Origin of the sequence: Paraburkholderia sediminicola (genome assembly GCF_046026675.1) — a bacterium.
GTDB lineage: Bacteria > Pseudomonadota > Gammaproteobacteria > Burkholderiales > Burkholderiaceae > Paraburkholderia > Paraburkholderia sediminicola_F.
The window spans coordinates 331,598-348,087 of the sequence record NZ_JAQQEY010000003.1 but is presented as its reverse complement, the minus strand read 5'-3'; the positions used below and the strand labels follow the sequence as shown (position 1 = coordinate 348,087).

The following is a 16,490-nucleotide window of genomic DNA, read 5'->3' as shown; positions in this document are numbered from 1 at the left end:
GGCATGCGCGATATCACCGCAATACCAGCCAGCCACGCAGCAGGCGACGAACGCTGCAATTCCCAGCCACATGTGCGGATCGTGGACTTTACTGGCAGCCATCTGGATCAATTCAGTCATACGCCCTCCGCTTTATGCACCGGCGCACGACGCGTCGCGCCATGAACACCGATGCATGACCCATCTTCGCATCTGGCAGGCAAAGTCAAGTCACCACTCAGTAGTACCCCGCGAATTCGTCGGCGAGCATTTGTGTGTCGTGCGAGCCAGACTGTTCCTCGTTGGTAACAGGTTGTCGATTTATATCCAGGCCAGGATCGGCCGAGCGGGAAGCTATTGGCGTCGGCCGTTCACTCGCGATCGGATGTGACGCCACGACGCCCATATCCGGCAACCTGACAGAGACGTTGTCGGGATGAAAGACGACACCGCTGCTCGCCGACCGGAGCGCCGATTCTGCCAGAGAGCGGAGCAGCGCAGCACGCTCCCGGGGAGATCGCGTCGCGCTCAGCCGGGCGTGCAGCAGTGGCGTGGTCACCTCGTCAATGACCAGCTTCATGTCAAATTTCTCGCTCATGCTTTAGCAGTCGATCGCTCCCGCGCGAGACCCGCCTCGCCGACAATCAGGAACCCCTTGGGGTTCGCGAGACACGGCGCATCGATCATCTCCAGAGTTACACGCGGGAAAGCCTTTCGGATCGCAGACGCGTACAGTGGTGCTCCGCCACCGGCGAGGATGATCGACCGGGCATTCGTGAGCTGGCCGACGTTGTTCTGCATTTCCTTGACGACCCCAGCAATCAACGGTTGCGACTTCTCAAGATACGGATCGAGATCGATGTCGGAGCCATAGTAGAAGAAGGGCTTGCGCTCGCGCAACGCCTTGTCGATGCGCTCGAGGTCATCGACCTGCTCGTCCTGATCCCGAGCGAGGAGGCCCGCGATGCGCTGATAGATCTGCGAAGCGCCGCCGGGCATGCCACCGCTGCGCTTGTCGTCCATTGTGAAACCGTTTGCGTACACCCAGTCGGTGGTGAAGTAGCCGACGTCGATGACCAGGTGCGCGCTGTCGCGACCGAATTCTTTTTGCCGATTGCTGGAGGCCCATACAAGTGAGCCGAGCGGTTGGGGGATAACGACGACCTTGTCGACCCGGACCCGCGCCAGACCGAACTCAAGATCGCCAGAGAAGCGCTGCTTCAGTGCGTCTGAATACCTGTGCATGTTGTGGACAGGCAGGCCGAGGACAAGCCGTTCGATATGTGTGACGCCAGCGAAGTGCATCGCGCCGGCGAGCAGTGCGGCGTAGTTGTCGGAGAGCACGAAATCGTTCGTCAGTGCGCGGCCGGTATTGCCGTATGCCGCAGTGAGCGCGACGTCAGGACCGACTTCATACTCGATTTCATCGATCACAATAGTGGCTACCCTGCGCGATGCGAGCACGCTATCGCCGTAGCCCGAAAGCGAGCGACTCGCGGAGAGCGGTGCGAGCGAAGGAAACATATCCGCCGCGATTGTGCCGCTGGCCGCGCGGTATGCGTACTTGGTGTTGCCATAGCCGACATCGACAGCAAAGACGGAAGTTTTCAAGTTGACTCCAAAGATAAGGTAATGGCTTCGCGCCGAAGTGTCAGATAACTGATACTTAAGTGTCAGTTTGTCGGTCCCCCTCGACGTCCGAAGCAGCGAACTGACACTTTTCTGTCAGTTCTGCCTGGTTTCCAGTCTAGCCAGCGCGCAGCAAAGTCAAGTTAACGAAAGCCATCAGGTTCCGGGCAGCTTTCAACAGCTGGTGCGGGACGAAACCACCTATTCTTGGTTCTACCTACCGCGTCCACGGACGCATCGAAACGGAGTGCAAGGCACCCGTTCGTCTTTTCCCCAGCCCGCAACGGGCAAGTAACACCCGAGTGACCAGGCCGCACAGTGAGGCGGCCTTTTTCTGAATCAGATCAAGTCCAGAGTGGTCCACAGTGAGGACCCCCGGACAGTGCGATACCCATACGATCAGCGGCGGTTTGTCGCGATGTGCACGGATGAGGACATGTGGATGCGGACAGTTGGACAGTTCGCGTCGCAACTCATACGTGATGTACACGCCCTTTCAGCACACGAAGCTGGGTGCACTCAGGAAGCCCGACACACGGCGGCGGACATGAGTGTGCTTTGGGGCGGGGGAAGTCTTGCGAGCCGGGTAGAACCGAAGCACTCGCGATTCCCTGTACGGAAGACAGAACGGTAGGCGCAGCCGTAACCAGAATGCGCAACGGATTTGCCCGGCATCAGCCCGGAGCCGTCACCGCCACACGGCGGGCGGCCCCAGACGCGTGAGCGTCAGGCTGGCAGGGTGGCCACGAAGCTGCACCGTGCGGGAGTTATCCGCGCAGCGCGACGGCAGTGATGCCACGCGAACATGCCAGCGAGAGATTGCGCGAAGCGCGATCCCCGCTGGCGCCGCAGCAGGTTGGACAGTCGGACTGCATGCTCTTCCCATGCAACGGGCTGATCAGATGGAATCGCTAAAGGACAGGAAGGCAGGAACCCCGCGCCGGGGAGATACGGCGAAGCCGCAGCAGGAGCGGCGCACGCAGGCCCGCGCAGGTCGGGAAACGGCATCAGGTAGGGATGCTGCGACCGGGCGTGGCTCGAACCGAACAACGAGGAAGCGGATCTCGCGAAGCGATGCCGCATGGGGTATTGGAATGGCAGCGATATTGAATGTCCGCGCGATCGTTCGCGGCTATGGCTTGGCGCCCGAATTTCGGGACGCTTTGCTCAAGCTGCTCGACCAGCATGTTGCGGAGATACACAGCACGACGCGCATCAGCCGCAAGGCTCTTTCGATCAAGACGCAGGAAAAGCGTGCGACGGTTTTGTGCAAGGCCTTCATGGAGTTGAAGGCGGGGGGCTACGCATTGCAGAGCCCGTGGTCATTGAAGGGTAAGCACGTGGCCTATCTCGTGCGCGCGTGGGTTGCAAAAGGACAGCGCGGCGGGACGATTGAAAACAAGCTGACCTACCTGCGCGCGATCGCGCAGTGGATGGGTAAGACGAATCTGGTAGGCACGCTTGCCGACTACGTCGACCGGCGGGAGCACGGTCTCGTGCGCAGCTACGTGGCGACCGAAGACAAGTCATGGGAGGCGCATGGCATTGACGCGGCCGCGAAGATCGATGCGATAGCGCAGACGTGTCCATATACGGCCGTTCAGTTGAAGCTGCAGGCGGCGTTTGGACTTCGCGTCGAAGAGAGCTTCATGATGCGGCCTGTCGAAGCTGTTAGAAACCCGCAGACGCTGGCGGTTACGCGCGGGACGAAGGGCGGCCGTCCGCGTGAAGTGCCGATCGAGCGGAAGCTGGCGATCCTCGAGGAGGCCGCTCGACTTAGTAACGGGATGACCGGATCGACGGTTCCAGCGGATCGCACGTTGAAGCAGTGGCGTGACTGGTACTACTACGTGCTCGCCAAGCATGGGGTGACAAAAAGCGGGCTGGGTGTGACGAGCCACGGTCTACGTCACGGTTATCTGCAGACGCTCTACGAGCAGGAAAGTGGCGTGCCGGCACCAGTCAAACGGGCTGGTGTACGTCCAGATCCGCAGGTGCATCAGGAGGCGATGCGGCGGGTCGTGGAAGCGGCGGGACATAGTCGCGTCACCAAGGCCAACGCATACCTGTCCACCTTTGCGACTCAGGAGCGGCTCCAAAAGACGTTGCCCACGGTAGAGGCGGTGCGCGACGCACTGGTCGCCGCCTCTGGCAATAAGAGCCATGCCGCGAAAGCGTTGGGTATATCACGGCAAGCGCTGTATCGAATCCTTGGTGCGGTGGTTGAATCAGCGTAGCGTGCGTCGGACCCCGGAATGGATGTCAATACAGCGCGCGTTATGCCCCAGTTATCGAGCCTATATCCGCGCACAATGGAATCTCTCTCAGGTTCTAGCGGCGGCCCTCGGAAAACGCTAGAACACTTCAAGCCGGCGCAACTGCCGGCTTTTTTTTCGGCTGCGAAACGAGCAACATCGTGCGCCGCGCAATGCAATGACCTGGCGTCGCTTGAGTTCACCAGCGATTCCGGTCTGGCATCGCGTCAACCGCTATCGCGATGCGATCCTCGAACAGAAAGTTCGTATGCTCAGGCGGCGTTGGGATTCTCGGGAACGACACATACCGTTCGCCGTCGATATCGACCCATTTTGCGAGTTGGACCAGCTTCCGATATCGTGCCGCATCCTTGAGTACGGGGTCGATCGGCCAGCTATCGATTGTCACGATTGCCGCGTCAATCAGACGTTGGGCGAGCATTTTGAGTATCGGACCTCGCTCTTCCCATTCGCCTTCGTTGCGGGCCAGCAGATCTATTACGAGCTGGCTGTCGCAGGCGCCGAGTTCTTTTTCTACCAGCTCGCGCAAGTCGCCGCTCTCTACGGGCGGGCGGCTCAGTCGTTTGTTCCAGATCAATCCGCACTCTGTCATCGCAGCGTGGTCATCGTTGTTTTTCACAGCGACCCACGGGGTTTGCATGCCACAGCTGCCGCAGTGAACGCAGACCAGTCGTTCAGTCTGCGGTGCTCCAAGAGGCCTACGTATCGTGTCGCCCATCACAGGTGGTCCGGATTCCCGTCCGAATCTGCCGTAGTCAAAGCCGGACTCGCCTATCTGCGCGACTACCCTCTGCGAGTAGCCAAGGGTCGGGCGACCGCCGCAGTGGTCACAGGGATAGAGCTGCTCAATCATTTTTTCGGCGTGGCGCGATATGAATATCGGGATTATTGTCGCAGGCGTTGAAATCGCCAAGCCAGATTTAATGGGGATTGAAAGGTTTACGCGCCGCTTGCGTGGGCTACCGCACCTTCAGACCGGGAAAGTCGTTATGTAGTCGGCCATCCAGCATCCGGCCAGCGGCCTGTTTGCCGACGCGGCGCATCAGGGCGTCATCCGATCGGAAATCGCCATGGTTGTCGTTACACGACTTCACGATACGTACGAGGCCGCGGCGCATATCTCTCCCAAGGTCCCGGCCCGTGGCCGCGTCGATCTCGACCCACTCGCCGTGCTGTTTGAAAAAGAAGTGGATGCCCGCGGCGGCACACTGATTTCGCAACGACCGAGTCCACGCTGGATGCATTGGCCGTGCGTCTGGACCGCTCTCGCCCCCGACAATGACCCAGGCGATCTGGGTCAATAGCGCGACAGGGAGGGTGACCTCGCCGAGCAAAGGCTCCATTGAAAGAAACCGGACCCGCGCCGGCAGCTGGATCAGTTTCGGAATGTCGCGATCTGCCTCTTTCTGGTTGACCACGGTGGCACCGATCCAGACGTTCGCTGGCCAGCTGTTCGGCGTAAGCCATGCAGCCGGAACCATCCGCGCCACGTTACCGACACGTTTCGTGAGCAGGAGGTGATCGAGATTCGGCGTGCGCGAGACATATTCCCAGTGGCGTTCGCGCACCCCGGCGGGGGCAAACCTGTCGAAGAGGTCAGACATGCTGTTCGTGAAGACCCGCCGACGGACCCCTTCCTTCGCCGCTTTTCCGTCCCAGCGAAGCAGTTCGTTCCAGTGTTGTTCATTGAACTCGCGTTTGGGGGCGTCGTCACCCCAGCTATAGCCGAAGCGGTTGGCAAGCGCTTCCGCATAGCACCGGTCACAGGCGGGACTGATCTTGCTACACCCCCAGTGAGTGTTGAACGTGTGATCAGTCCATTCGATAGTTGAGTTTTCGCTCACGCAGCCTCCGTCATTGGCGAGCCAGCGTGAGAGTTCGCCGCGACCGGCGGTTTGCCTGCGGCGATGACGTCGATGAAGCCACGCGCACGTCTTTCGGCAGCGTCGAGCAGGGCAAAAAACCGAAGGGTATCGCCACATTCGCCGGTGGCCACATTGAGAGCGACGCCGAGAACTGGCTCATCCTCGGCGATCCGGAGCGCACGCAGTTCTGCTTCGGTGCTGACGACCCAGAAGTTCCAACGACGGACGAAGTACCACCATGTTTTCGCGCGCTCGAGCTCGTCCCAGGTCGCGCTAAAGTCGAGCACCGATCCGTGGTTGCTGAAGAAAACGCAACGCACGCCCGTGGAACTGGTTGTGGCAGCAACGATCTGGCGGCCGTGTGACATCGAGTCGGGAATCTGGCTGGACGCGCTAAGCGCTGGAAACCGACATTGCCAGTCGCGCGTCCTGGAAATGAGACGCTCCATAAAAAGAGTTTTGCCCTGCATGGGGACCTCGCGTTGATTGCGTGCGAAGAGCCGCACGTCTTGAGAACAGGTTGCCTGAGTTCTGGCGATGTCAAGGAACCGGTGCGCCGGCTGCTGGCGATGCACGGCCGGGACATGGTCTATGCTGGACTGACGCGTCGCGCGGAAAAGGAGGGGGCTATGTGGGAGTGCATCAGGTGCCATCTGCTGATCGACTTCAGCGCTGTCGAACCTGCGATCGACAGCTTCGGTATCTACTTCATCTGTCCGGTTTGCCGGCGCCGCAACAAGCTCATCAACGTTGGCAGGCGGGGGCGGATTGCGCTCCAGCAGACGGTGACCTGAGCGCGGCGATCGCGCAATCCGGGAGACGCTCTCCACTTACGTCAATGGCGAAGACACTGACCGCGGCGGGTCCGAAGTGCGAATGGGTAATTGTGCGCAGGACATAGCCGCGCCACGGCAGCAGTTGCTGTCGCGCAAAGTCGTCTGCGCGCGGATACCCGCGCGTCAGCAGCACGAAGTCGTAGTGGCGACCGACGAGACGCTTGCGCCAGTAGTCACTGGCCAGCCGGAACTCTTCCGGCTTTCGTCCCGCGCGTATCTTGTCGAAGTAGAACGCTTTCAGTGGCAGGAATAGAATCGTCGCGCTCACGGCGTTCCTTTCGCTGATACGGGTTGTGCCGATGCCCGTGCGATCCCGGTTCGCAGACCGTCTTTCCACGCGTCGCCTAGCGCAATGACCGTGTCGCTCGGTAAATTGGGGTGCGTGCGACGCAGCCATTGGCCGAACAGGCGCTGCTCATCATCGGACCATCGGCCGTCGTCTGATACGGCTGTGGGGCTTGTCTCCAGGTCGAGATCGATGCTCGCGAGCAGGCCGAGCACAAGGGCGCGCAGCCCATTGAGCCAGGCGGGGTCCGCAGACACGCGACCTTCTACGATGGCAGGGTTAGCCGCGTAACGGGCAATGTCGAGCGATTCGCGCAGGGTGCGCAGTGTGGTTACGGGCATACCGGTTCCTTGTTGATTGCGGGCAAGACCCATCTTGCCCAACCGTTCCGCAAGTCAAGCTTCGTTACCTGGCCCCTCCCCGCCACCGCTTCGTCTATTTCCGACGCCGTTTGATCTGACCGATCGTTTCGAGAAGCAGATCCGTGCTATCCGTGACGTCGATGAAATCGTTCGGGATATTTAGTGCGTCGCGCACGAGCGCAAGTTGGCGGCTGACGTTCTGAAATGCCGTCCGGTATTCGTCGAGCTCAGAGGCGTGGTCGAGCAGTTCCTCGGCCGCCTCGTAGACGCCGTCAGGGAGGCCGGGCAACGGCATGCGGGTGTGCACGCCGTGGCGCATGAAAATGTCGTGGATAGCGACGCGATTGATAGCCAGATATCGATGCGGCCGCACGGGTGCCAGGCCTTTGAGGAAATCGTCGGCGGCATAGCACCATTCGCGATTGCGTTCGTCGCGCGGCGCAAGCGATCGCAGCGCAGTCAATGCGAGGCGCTGGAACTGCTCGTCCGTCGTCGCGGGAGCGCCGTCAGGTCGCTGCACGCGCAGTCGCTGGCCGTCACGCCAGGCTTTCCGCAGAGCAGCTTGCATTTCGTCCGATTCGTTGGGATAGTTTTTGGTTACCCAGTCGTGACTCAGGATACGTTCTTCGTTCGTCCAGCCTTCGCAACCGTCCGCGCCGTCGCGATCGAGCGAAGCCAGCGCCGCGGTCGTTTTCTCCGTCAGAGCGGCCAGTCGGTCGCGCAGCGCTTCGAGCCACTGGCGAACCGAATCGGGGCGACCGTTCAGGACAAACGGAGCTGCCGCATAGCGTGTGAAGTTGAGCGTGTCCTGAAGGATCTCGGCAAGTCGAGGCAGCATGAAAACTCCAGTAAGACTTTGGGATGACATCGCGATCACGGTAGACCGCGCACCGCATAGTCAAGTCGTGGCGACACGTTTCGCGCCTACGCGTGGAAGCCGGATTGCACTGAGTGCCTCCCGGTCGACATCCCATTCGATCGCGGGAATCCGACGGGCGAGTCGCAGCGAGCGCTTCTGTTCCTTTCGCGCCTCGTAGGAGGCGAGGCCATTCATCCCGTAGACCTCGATATGGGTCGGCGTGTCGGTGTTGCGCATGACAAAGTCGGGCAACATCGAGTCATCCGGCGCCATGCGGAGAGGTTTGAGGAAATCCCGATGCTCGGCGACGAGGCGGTTGGCCATCGCCACCTCATGAATGGAATCGCACGGAATGAAGGTCGACGAGCAGAGCATGGCGGCCAGGTCGATCAGCTTCAGATGGCCCTTGGGTGTGCGTTCAACGAGAAGAAGGGCAACGACGCGTGCGGCGCGATCGCCGAGGGCGCCCCATGCATACCGGTAGGCGCGCGACGCATGGTCGATGAGGTTCGAGCTGGCGTAGTATATCCGCGAGCTCTGCCGCAGACTCAGGGCGTGGCCGTACTGCGTCGGCGCGATTTCGTTGATTTCTCCGATCACGAGGCCGCGATGGGTCGCGCCCTTATCGCCAATTGTGAGTCGCGCGATGAAAGAATCAAACTCCGCATTGATCGCAGCGCGATCGGCTTCGTCAAAGCGGCGCATGATGTGCAGTACCTTCTGCGCGTCTGCGCCGTTGATCAGTGCAGTGCCGGCCTCAGCGAGCAGCATTGCGTTGCATAGCCCCCAGTGACGCGCTGTGCCCAGACCCGTCCAATGGTTGAGGCCTGCCTCGGACCACAGCGTCTGAAGGAATGCGAGAAGGCTGGCCGACCTGCGGCTGGTACGGTCTGATGACTGTGCTGGCGAGCCGCGTGAGCCGGACGTCGTCTCGCGCAGGGTGAGCGAGACATCCAGCTTCACGTTCAGCCCTGTAGGCGTTGCCATGATCGCCGCCGTGCTGTCGCCGCCGCCAGGTGGCTTCGACGCGTTTAGGTCCTTGTGAAAAGCGCAACCGCGCTTGTGACGATGGCCGTCGTCTGGCCATCCGGCCAGGTGAAGCAGCGAGCCGTAGCGGCGAATCACGAGTTGCAGCGGAGGGATGTCGGTCTCGCAGAGGCAGACAGCGTAGCCGGGTGTGACCTTCGCCCGCTCAAGGCGTCTGACGTAGCGCGCCGGGTTTTCCTGGACGTCGCTCAGCGCAAACGTGTCGCCATCGAAAGATACGTTGAACATGTGAAAGCACCATAGGAAATGGCCGCGCATGACGGCCATGGTTCAATATGACAGGCTGGCCAGGATCATCGACCGGTGTCGCTCTGCTATGTGTCTGGCTTGTCCTGTGCCGGCTGCAGCGTAGCCGCAGCGGTGCCCGCATCCCTCGTCTTGCCAAACTTGAACGAGTGCGCCGGACCGTCGTCCGGTTCGAACTCGCGGCCCGTAGCCCTGTCAGTCAGAAACCACTCGCCGCTGGACAGTCTAAGAACGTGACAGCCCGGGTAGCGCTGCTCCATCACGGACAGTTCCCTGCGTTCGCGTCTCATACGAACTTCATCGATGACGCCCCGGATCACAGCGAGGATGGCGAGCGTCGCGATTGCGGCGGCGATGCAGGCAATCGGTGCCCACGACGGCCAATGCTGGGCCAGCGCCACGCTACCCAGCACGCGCCAGATGGCGGTAAGGAGAAGGGCGCCTGCGATCGTGGGGACGATCACGAATTCTAGGATCATCGGCTGCTCCACGCCGGCTTTGTCGCCGCGTTCGCATCTGTAGTCGATTGCAACGACAGCGTGCCGTCGCTTGCGCAATTGACGCTGCGGCGAATCCGGCGATGCACGTCGCGCCGGAAGACGTTAGCCAGACCGAGGTCAAATCCGAAACTGAAGCTGGCGCCCATCACCAGAATAAACACGGTCTGAGAGAGCACGATGAGCGTTGTGGCCGCGCGTGGGATATCGCCGGTTTGCAGGTGCGCGATAGCCGACATCGTCGCCTCGAAAGGTGCGGGTGCGATCGACGCACTGATTACCGACGCCCAGAACAGAACGAGTGGCACTAGCACGAGCGACACGGCCGCGCTGCGAAGGGCAAAACCGATGACATTGTGGAGCTGCGCCGCGTAGTTGTGTGGATCGCGGAGTGCATCGAGTTTGAGGCCAATGAGGTCTGTCCCGGTTATCTCGCCGACCCGCGCGCCATTGACAACGACGGCAAGCAGCGAGCCTGCACTCGACGCGTTAAGCTCGTTGACAAGCTTACGGATAACGTTGCGACGGGCCGCCTCGACGCATACACCGGCCAATATCGCCAGGAAGGCTGGCTGGAGATACCCGCCTTCATGGCAGAAGGGAAGTAGGAATGCGAAGACGCAAGCCGCGACGGCAGATGTGAAGGCGATGCTGCCGGGGGTGTTGACTGGGTAGTTCACGCTGGCCATATTTGGTCCCAATTCAGTTGTAGAAGAAAACGCGCGTTCAGACGATCACTTCGACTTCGGAATCGGACCCGCGCCAGAACGAACCGTCGACGACATCGAGCACGATCACGGTACGAGTCGCCCGATCATGACGGGTGACGAAGCCCTCGCCGAACCCGGAATTTTCTGCCGGATATCGCACGCGACGCTTCCACAGCGACGTGTCGTCGTGTGGCAGTGGCGGGGCGTGAAGCATTGGCTCGGGTCTCCGGAATCGTCCCCGCGCGCGGGTGTAATCCATTGTCGTTCCGGACGCAACCGCGATCGGGCGCAAAAGACGCAAGGTTTGCAGCCGCTTTTGCGAATCTCGCGTCAACGATGAAGAGAGCTTGGCGGCAGAACCGGGATTTTTATTCCGTTGCGCGAGTCGGATGCAGCGTCAGCTTGTATTGATCGCGCAGCGAGACGGTTACCGAATCGCCCAAAGTGATCTTTACGGTTGTGCTGTCGCTCCAGCCATGCGAGAGCGGGCGCTGCGTCGCGAAGCCATCGTTCTGAATCGTTTGCATGCCGTCCAGCGTCTGGCGATTCACCCACGCGGCGAGCGAGACGGCTTCAGGCGTTGTGTCGGCGAGCGCTAGCTGCAGCGTATTGCCGATGTCCTCGGTTTCGATGCGGCACTTCGGTTCATCAGTGACGATTCCTGAGTCCGGCCGGCACGACGCGACGTAGCTGACCCGGACGTAGCTGGTGCTCATATCCACCGGATTTCGTTTGGACAGGGCTACGCGCCCACTCGCGGCAACGTTTCCGGACGCGTCGACGAGCCGGTATTCAAGCGTATAGACGATCGGAGGCGCGTCGGCGGCTGCGGCCGTCGTGCCAGAAAGGATGATCGGTGCGGCGAGACAAACCAGCAGTTTCTTGAGCATGAGGGTTTTCAAATGGGTGAGTGTCAGAGGGCGGTTCGTGCCCACACCCATTTTGAATTCGCGCTTTCGAAGTCAAGGTCTCGAAAGGGCGGTCAGAGCATGCGTCTTTTCCAGTTGTCCCGTTGCGGCCAGATCGTTCGTCGGCCAGGTCGAAAGCCATACGTTTTCGTGAAGCATTCCGGCTTAAACCCGTCAACCGGTTGACGGTACGCAGGCGCTGCCAGCGCAATGAAAACGCCGGGGTGCACACATTGAGGCTCTGCAGGAGCGGTCTATCCACAGGGTTATGAACAGAATCTGTGGATAAGTCCGGTTGGCCGGTCGATAAAAGCTGCGTTGTTTGCGCGCCCATATTCGATCCGCGTGTGGCATCCGTGCCGTTACGATTGTCCGATCTTCCGCGTCTCAGACGCATCGACCCACGCCCCGCTATGCGGGTGCTTTCAACTACCCCGACGGGCATGCACGCCCGTCCTGGGTGTGTTCCCGTCTTTCCAGATACGGGAGCACCATGGCTCGCGAACGCATCCTCCGCTTCGCAATGATGTTGTATCAACTGTACGGTCTGTCGAATAGCGAGCTCGTACGTATCGCCAAGGCGAAAAGACGTTACTCGACGCACCACCGTGCAGCCGCACTGCGCCATCTAGTCATCGACGCACCGCTCGCGGTGACCGGCGGCCAACCGTTCGCGGAACGGCGTCGCCGCGTGCGCAAGCATTACGGCATCTGATCACTCGCTGTCCACACATCTTCATTTCCCTTTGGGGCATCAGCCCTAAGGGGCATGCCTCGTTCATTTCAGGAGTCGGGCATGTACAACCACTTCATCAATACTTTCATCGACGCGCAGACAGCAGCACACCGCCATTACAGCGCCGTCGCTGCAACAGAACGGCGCCTCTTCGGCGCGAGTGGTGACCAGGCGGTCAAAGTGCCTGGCACTCGCGAGGTTGTTGCCGAGCTGCGCCACGCGTATGAGACGCTGGCTGCGAGGATCATTGCGAAAGCGAGGCGTCAATTTTCGCGGGGTGAAGCGCAACCTGTCGTCAACCGGCAAGGGGTTTTCTCGCGGGCCGGGTTCGACATCGAACGCTCACTCACGCTGGGTGAGGTGCCGGACTTCGACCGCCTCTGGGCCGTCCTCGAGGCGCAACTCGGTGGCATCGGCGCCGCGGCCGGAGAGGAGCAATGAGCCGTCGCCAGCGGGTCGAGCGCGCGGCAATGGGCGGCGATCCATACAAGACCGCAATCATCAAGTCGATGCGAGAGTTTTCGCATTCGCATGATCCTTACTCCGTCTTCTCGGACTTCGTTGAAATCTGTGCGCTTGCGATCAGCAACCGTGTAGATAGCACGCAGGTCGAGCCACGCGAGAAGCGGTATCTGGAGATCGTCGGGAAGTACAAGCCCGAGGAGGTCCAGCGTTTTGCCGCGATGTTTGCGCAACTGCAACTGTGCTATCGCTCGCGCGTCGACGCCATCGGAGACCCTGGTGGCGCTTGGGTGCCGGATAACGGACTGGGCGACGTGCTTGGCGAGCTTTTTATGGCGCTCGAGCTGGGCAACGATCGTGCGGGTCAGTTCTTCACGCCTTACAGCGTGTCCCTGTTGATGGCAATGATGACGGCGGGCGACGGCGCCGATGTACGCGATAAGGGCTTCGTCACTCTGCAGGAGCCGGCATGCGGCTCGGCTGGCATGGTGGTGGCGACCGCGCAGACGATGCATCAGGCCGGTCTGAACTATCCCGAGACTCTGCACGCAACCTGCGTCGACATCGACCAACGTTGCGTTCATATGGCGTATGTGCAGCTGTCGTTGCTAGGTATCCCCGCGGTCGTGGTTCACGGCAATGCGTTGTCACTCGAGGTCTGGGGTGTCTGGTACACGCCGGCGCATGTCCTTGTCGGCTGGAATCGCAAGCTCCGGAGACGCCGTGAGGAGGAAACAGACGCAGCCTTGCGGCGCCGGCAAGAGGACGAAGCGGCGACGCCCCGTCCTGTGATGTCAGACCTGCCGATATCGAACGCGCCACAGCCGACGCCGGCGGCTTGCCTGGAACATCAGGAAGTTGCTTGCGAAGAAGACGACGGCGACGTTGCTGTCGCGGTCCGCAGCGAATGCGGAGTCCATGCAGCCGGTACTTGTGAGTCGGTCGTAGACCTCTTCGACCAGTTGACTGAAAACGCTCGCGCCGCTCATGGCGAGGTTACGATCTTTGATCGTATTGGGCAGATGACATTGTTCTAGTGGTTGGCTAATCTCTGGCGGCTATCCACGTGAGGAGCATTCACGAGAACGCGAAGTGTGTTTAGAGCCCGGTCTGACGACCGGGTTTTTTTTCGACTGTAGCGGGTCAAAGACGCTATGTTTTCCGCGTCTTTCCGCCGTATCACCGGTGTTTGCTGAAGGTATCTTTGCTGTACCTACCGCGTCTCTGACGCATCGATCCGCCGGCATGCCCGGCAAGACGCTGTTAAACCCCATCGGGAACCACTCCCGAACGGGAGCAGGTTCCCTCTCTGGAGAACCTGCAATGCAACAACCTACCCATCCTGTTGGACGTATCAAACGCGCGCACAATCCGCGGAAGTATTTCGATCCAGCCGAAATGGCCGAAATGCGAGCTTCGGTAAGAGCGGTCGGCGTTCTTCAGCCCGTCGTCGTTAGACCCCTTGACGAGCCTGGCTTTGATTTTGAACTGATCATCGGTGGCCGTCGTCACTGGGCCGCCAGCGAGGAGCTCGGGCCGGAATACGACATGCCCATCGTTGTTAAAGACGTGGGTGATGCCGAGGCACGCGCGATGGCGCTCATCGAGAACATTCAGCGCGCCAACATGGCGCCGTCTGAAGAAGCCGTCGAAGCAGCCGAACTGGTCGGAATCTACAAGGGCGATCGGGACGAAGTGGCTCGCATCTTCGGATGGAACCGCGCGACGCTTGATGCACGCCTCGCGTTGATGAACTGCAGCGCGGGCGTTCTCGATGCCCTGAACACGCGTCAGATCCTGCTTGGTCACGCTGAGCTACTCGCGGCGTTGTCCAAGGAAAATCAGGATCGGCTGCTGCCAGTGGTTGTCGCAGAAAAGCGATCGGTCGCAGACGTGAAGAAGGTGATCGAAAGCGCGTCCTGCTCCCTTGTATCCGCCATTTTTGACAAAGCAGACTGCGCGGCGTGTCCACATAACTCCACCACTCAGTCGGAGATGTTCGGAGAGTCGATTGCCACCGGCAATTGCACAAACCGGACCTGCTTCAACGAGAAGACGGAGAGGCAGCTTGAAGCGATCGCGGTGCCGTTGCGCGATGAGTTTCAGGTCGTGCGTGTCGTACGCGCTGGCGATAACAACACCCGCGTTCAACTCGCAGTCGACGGACCGAAGGGCGTTGGGCTGGAGCAGGCGAAGGCCTGCCATGCCTGCTCGAACTACGGTGCTGCGGTTAGCGGTTTGCCTGACGCCATGGGGAAGGTCTATCGAGGACAGTGCTTCGATACGGTCTGCAACATGAAGAAGGTCGGCGCTCGGATTCAGGCTGAAAAAGCTGCAACGGCACCGCAAAAGACTGCCGCTGACAAGGGCAAACCGGCGACGAAAGGGACGGGTGCTGCATCTGCCAAGACGGCGCCCGCGACTAACCCGCCTGCGACGGTCGTGGCCGAGTCCGAGAAGGTCAAGTCCTATCGTGTGAAGCTGTGGCGCAAGGCGCTGCGTGCCGACATTGGCATGAATCATGATCTGGCGCGCCAGTATCTGATCGCCGTGGTGCTCAGTGGTCATGCCCGACAGATTGACGATGCCGTCTATCGCAAGCTGTTCGAGCGGATCACTGGCACAGACGCGCCCGTTGCCAACCTGCCCAAGGCCGTCGAAGTCGTGCAGGCGGCAAGCGCCGATGCTCAGGCGAACCTGATGATCGGGATGCTGTTCTCCGCGATCGACGGACTCGATGTGACTTACCTGACGCAACTTTGCAAAACCCACGAGCTGGACCTGAAAAAGCACTGGAAGCTCGACAAGGAGTTTCTTGAGTTGATTACCAAGTCCGAAATGATGGTCGTGGCCGACGAGTTAGGCATTTGTGCCGCGCTTGGCGACAACTTCAAGAAGGTTTTCTCAAAATCGAAACCAGAGGTCATTGAGGCTCTGCTTGCCGTCGAAGGCTTCGACTACGCGAGCAAGGTGCTGAAGGTTCTCAAGTTCTGACGTGCGCCCGGGTCTACCGAAGCGCTTTCCCATTCAACGCCGCCATTGCGCGGCGTTTCTTTTTTCCGGAGTTTCCATGTTTCAGGCAATTGAAGCGCTGGTCCGTACGACCGGCAAGCTGGTGCTGTCGCTATCAATGGATGGCGACAGGATGGTTGTGTTTCTGACGCCTCAGGGCGACTCGAAAGAGGCTGTTCTGCGTCAACCGTTGATTCTGACGGCGACCGCAGCGGAGCTCGATGAGGGTTTCCTCGCCGCGGTTCGGTCGTATTCGAGTGCGCATAAGTCGCTCGATGAGCAGGTCGCGGCGACAACGGCGATCCTGCAGCAGGCTGAGAAGTCCCAGGCGGGGAAGGCGCAGAAAGCGCTGTCGAAGAAGGCGACGCCGGCATTGCCGGCGCCGGCTTCGGATAACGACGATGACGAGGAGTCTGATTCGGGCGAAACGTCAAAACCGGGCAGCGAAGCATCGATGCCGCAAGCGGCTGACAAGCCGGCCGGTACCGACCTTGCGCAACTTCTTCTGTGAGGTAAGCCATGTCTATCAGCATTGCAGCGCTGCTTCGCGAGTTTGCCTATAACGGCATGACTCTTCTGGACCCCGGGCCGTCGTTCTCGCCCGATCAGGTACGCGATCTGTACACCGCCCAGTATCCTGAACTGACGACCGCAGCGGTCGACGGTCCAGAAATGGCAGGTGAGGTCGCCCGCTACAAGTTTGTGCGCGCTGCCGGGGCTAAGGGCTCCGATGCGTAAATCCACCCTGCTCAAAGCCCTGTCCGATCCGGACTCTGGCTT

General features: G+C 60.4%; 20 protein-coding genes. 7 read left to right on the top strand and 13 right to left on the bottom strand.

The window, feature by feature from the left end; translation table 11 throughout:
• Positions 1–217: 217 nt before the first annotated feature.
• Together PQQ86_RS39740 and PQQ86_RS39735 are read right to left on the bottom strand one after the other, a co-directional pair.
• A complete protein-coding gene (locus PQQ86_RS39740; RefSeq protein ID WP_408279731.1) occupies positions 218–577 on the bottom strand; it encodes a hypothetical protein in 360 nt (119 codons plus the stop codon).
• Complete coding sequence (locus tag PQQ86_RS39735) at positions 574–1,590, bottom strand: PRTRC system protein D (RefSeq protein ID WP_408279730.1); 1,017 nt, start codon at positions 1,588–1,590, stop codon at positions 574–576. The genes PQQ86_RS39740 and PQQ86_RS39735 overlap by 4 nt, the downstream gene beginning before the upstream one ends.
• Positions 1,591–2,702: 1,112 nt before the next feature.
• Between PQQ86_RS39735 and PQQ86_RS39730 the strand changes: the two genes are divergently transcribed.
• On the top strand, positions 2,703–3,845 hold the full coding sequence (locus tag PQQ86_RS39730; protein WP_408279729.1) for an integrase domain-containing protein: 1,143 nt from the start codon (positions 2,703–2,705) through the stop codon (positions 3,843–3,845).
• A 217-nt stretch (positions 3,846–4,062) separates the two neighbouring features.
• On the opposite strand, the gene PQQ86_RS39725 is transcribed toward PQQ86_RS39730, so the two are convergent.
• The 11 genes from PQQ86_RS39725 to PQQ86_RS39675 form a co-directional block, all read right to left on the bottom strand.
• On the bottom strand, positions 4,063–4,737 hold the full coding sequence (locus PQQ86_RS39725) for a Lar family restriction alleviation protein (protein WP_408279728.1): 675 nt from the start codon (positions 4,735–4,737) through the stop codon (positions 4,063–4,065).
• A gap of 106 nt (positions 4,738–4,843) precedes the next feature.
• On the bottom strand, positions 4,844–5,728 hold the full coding sequence (locus PQQ86_RS39720) for a phage Gp37/Gp68 family protein (protein ID WP_408279727.1): 885 nt from the start codon (positions 5,726–5,728) through the stop codon (positions 4,844–4,846).
• A complete protein-coding gene (locus tag PQQ86_RS39715) occupies positions 5,725–6,219 on the bottom strand; it encodes a hypothetical protein (protein WP_408279726.1) in 495 nt (164 codons plus the stop codon). Before PQQ86_RS39715 ends, PQQ86_RS39720 begins: the two co-directional genes overlap by 4 nt.
• Before the next feature lie 274 nt (positions 6,220–6,493).
• Positions 6,494–6,853: an ASCH domain-containing protein gene (locus tag PQQ86_RS39710; RefSeq protein WP_408279725.1), complete on the bottom strand. Its 360-nt coding sequence runs from the start codon at positions 6,851–6,853 to the stop codon at positions 6,494–6,496.
• Positions 6,850–7,212 carry a hypothetical protein gene (locus PQQ86_RS39705; RefSeq protein ID WP_408279724.1) on the bottom strand — a complete coding sequence of 121 codons (363 nt, stop codon included), beginning with the start codon at positions 7,210–7,212 and terminating at the stop codon, positions 6,850–6,852. Before PQQ86_RS39705 ends, PQQ86_RS39710 begins: the two co-directional genes overlap by 4 nt.
• 94 nt (positions 7,213–7,306) lie before the next feature.
• The gene (locus PQQ86_RS39700) at positions 7,307–8,071 is read right to left on the bottom strand and encodes a hypothetical protein (RefSeq protein ID WP_408279723.1); all 765 of its coding nucleotides are present in this window, start codon (positions 8,069–8,071) and stop codon (positions 7,307–7,309) included.
• 60 nt (positions 8,072–8,131) lie between these two features.
• Positions 8,132–9,367, bottom strand: coding sequence for a DUF1173 family protein (locus PQQ86_RS39695; RefSeq protein ID WP_408279722.1), 1,236 nt, complete (start codon positions 9,365–9,367; stop codon positions 8,132–8,134).
• A gap of 86 nt (positions 9,368–9,453) precedes the next feature.
• Positions 9,454–9,864 carry a hypothetical protein gene (locus tag PQQ86_RS39690; protein ID WP_408279721.1) on the bottom strand — a complete coding sequence of 137 codons (411 nt, stop codon included), beginning with the start codon at positions 9,862–9,864 and terminating at the stop codon, positions 9,454–9,456.
• On the bottom strand, positions 9,861–10,571 hold the full coding sequence (locus PQQ86_RS39685) for a hypothetical protein (RefSeq protein WP_408279720.1): 711 nt from the start codon (positions 10,569–10,571) through the stop codon (positions 9,861–9,863). Before PQQ86_RS39685 ends, PQQ86_RS39690 begins: the two co-directional genes overlap by 4 nt.
• Positions 10,572–10,608: 37 nt before the next feature.
• On the bottom strand, positions 10,609–10,806 hold the full coding sequence (locus PQQ86_RS39680; protein ID WP_408279719.1) for a hypothetical protein: 198 nt from the start codon (positions 10,804–10,806) through the stop codon (positions 10,609–10,611).
• 154 nt (positions 10,807–10,960) lie between these two features.
• Positions 10,961–11,482 (bottom strand): hypothetical protein, encoded by a 522-nt coding sequence (locus PQQ86_RS39675; protein WP_408279718.1) that lies wholly within the window; start codon positions 11,480–11,482, stop codon positions 10,961–10,963.
• Between the two features lie 511 nt (positions 11,483–11,993).
• On the opposite strand from PQQ86_RS39675, the gene PQQ86_RS39670 reads away from it, so the two are divergent.
• From PQQ86_RS39670 to PQQ86_RS39645, 6 genes are all read left to right on the top strand, one after another.
• Positions 11,994–12,215, top strand: coding sequence for a hypothetical protein (locus PQQ86_RS39670; protein WP_408279717.1), 222 nt, complete (start codon positions 11,994–11,996; stop codon positions 12,213–12,215).
• An 81-nt stretch (positions 12,216–12,296) separates the two neighbouring features.
• On the top strand, positions 12,297–12,677 hold the full coding sequence (locus PQQ86_RS39665; protein WP_408279716.1) for a hypothetical protein: 381 nt from the start codon (positions 12,297–12,299) through the stop codon (positions 12,675–12,677).
• Positions 12,674–13,735 carry an N-6 DNA methylase gene (locus PQQ86_RS39660; RefSeq protein ID WP_408279715.1) on the top strand — a complete coding sequence of 354 codons (1,062 nt, stop codon included), beginning with the start codon at positions 12,674–12,676 and terminating at the stop codon, positions 13,733–13,735. The genes PQQ86_RS39665 and PQQ86_RS39660 overlap by 4 nt, the downstream gene beginning before the upstream one ends.
• 286 nt (positions 13,736–14,021) lie before the next feature.
• The gene (locus PQQ86_RS39655; protein WP_408279714.1) at positions 14,022–15,692 is read left to right on the top strand and encodes a PRTRC system ParB family protein; all 1,671 of its coding nucleotides are present in this window, start codon (positions 14,022–14,024) and stop codon (positions 15,690–15,692) included.
• A 76-nt stretch (positions 15,693–15,768) separates the two neighbouring features.
• Positions 15,769–16,221, top strand: coding sequence for a PRTRC system protein E (locus PQQ86_RS39650; protein WP_408279713.1), 453 nt, complete (start codon positions 15,769–15,771; stop codon positions 16,219–16,221).
• A gap of 8 nt (positions 16,222–16,229) precedes the next feature.
• A complete protein-coding gene (locus PQQ86_RS39645) occupies positions 16,230–16,448 on the top strand; it encodes a PRTRC system protein C (RefSeq protein WP_408279712.1) in 219 nt (72 codons plus the stop codon).
• Positions 16,449–16,490 lie beyond the last annotated feature (42 nt).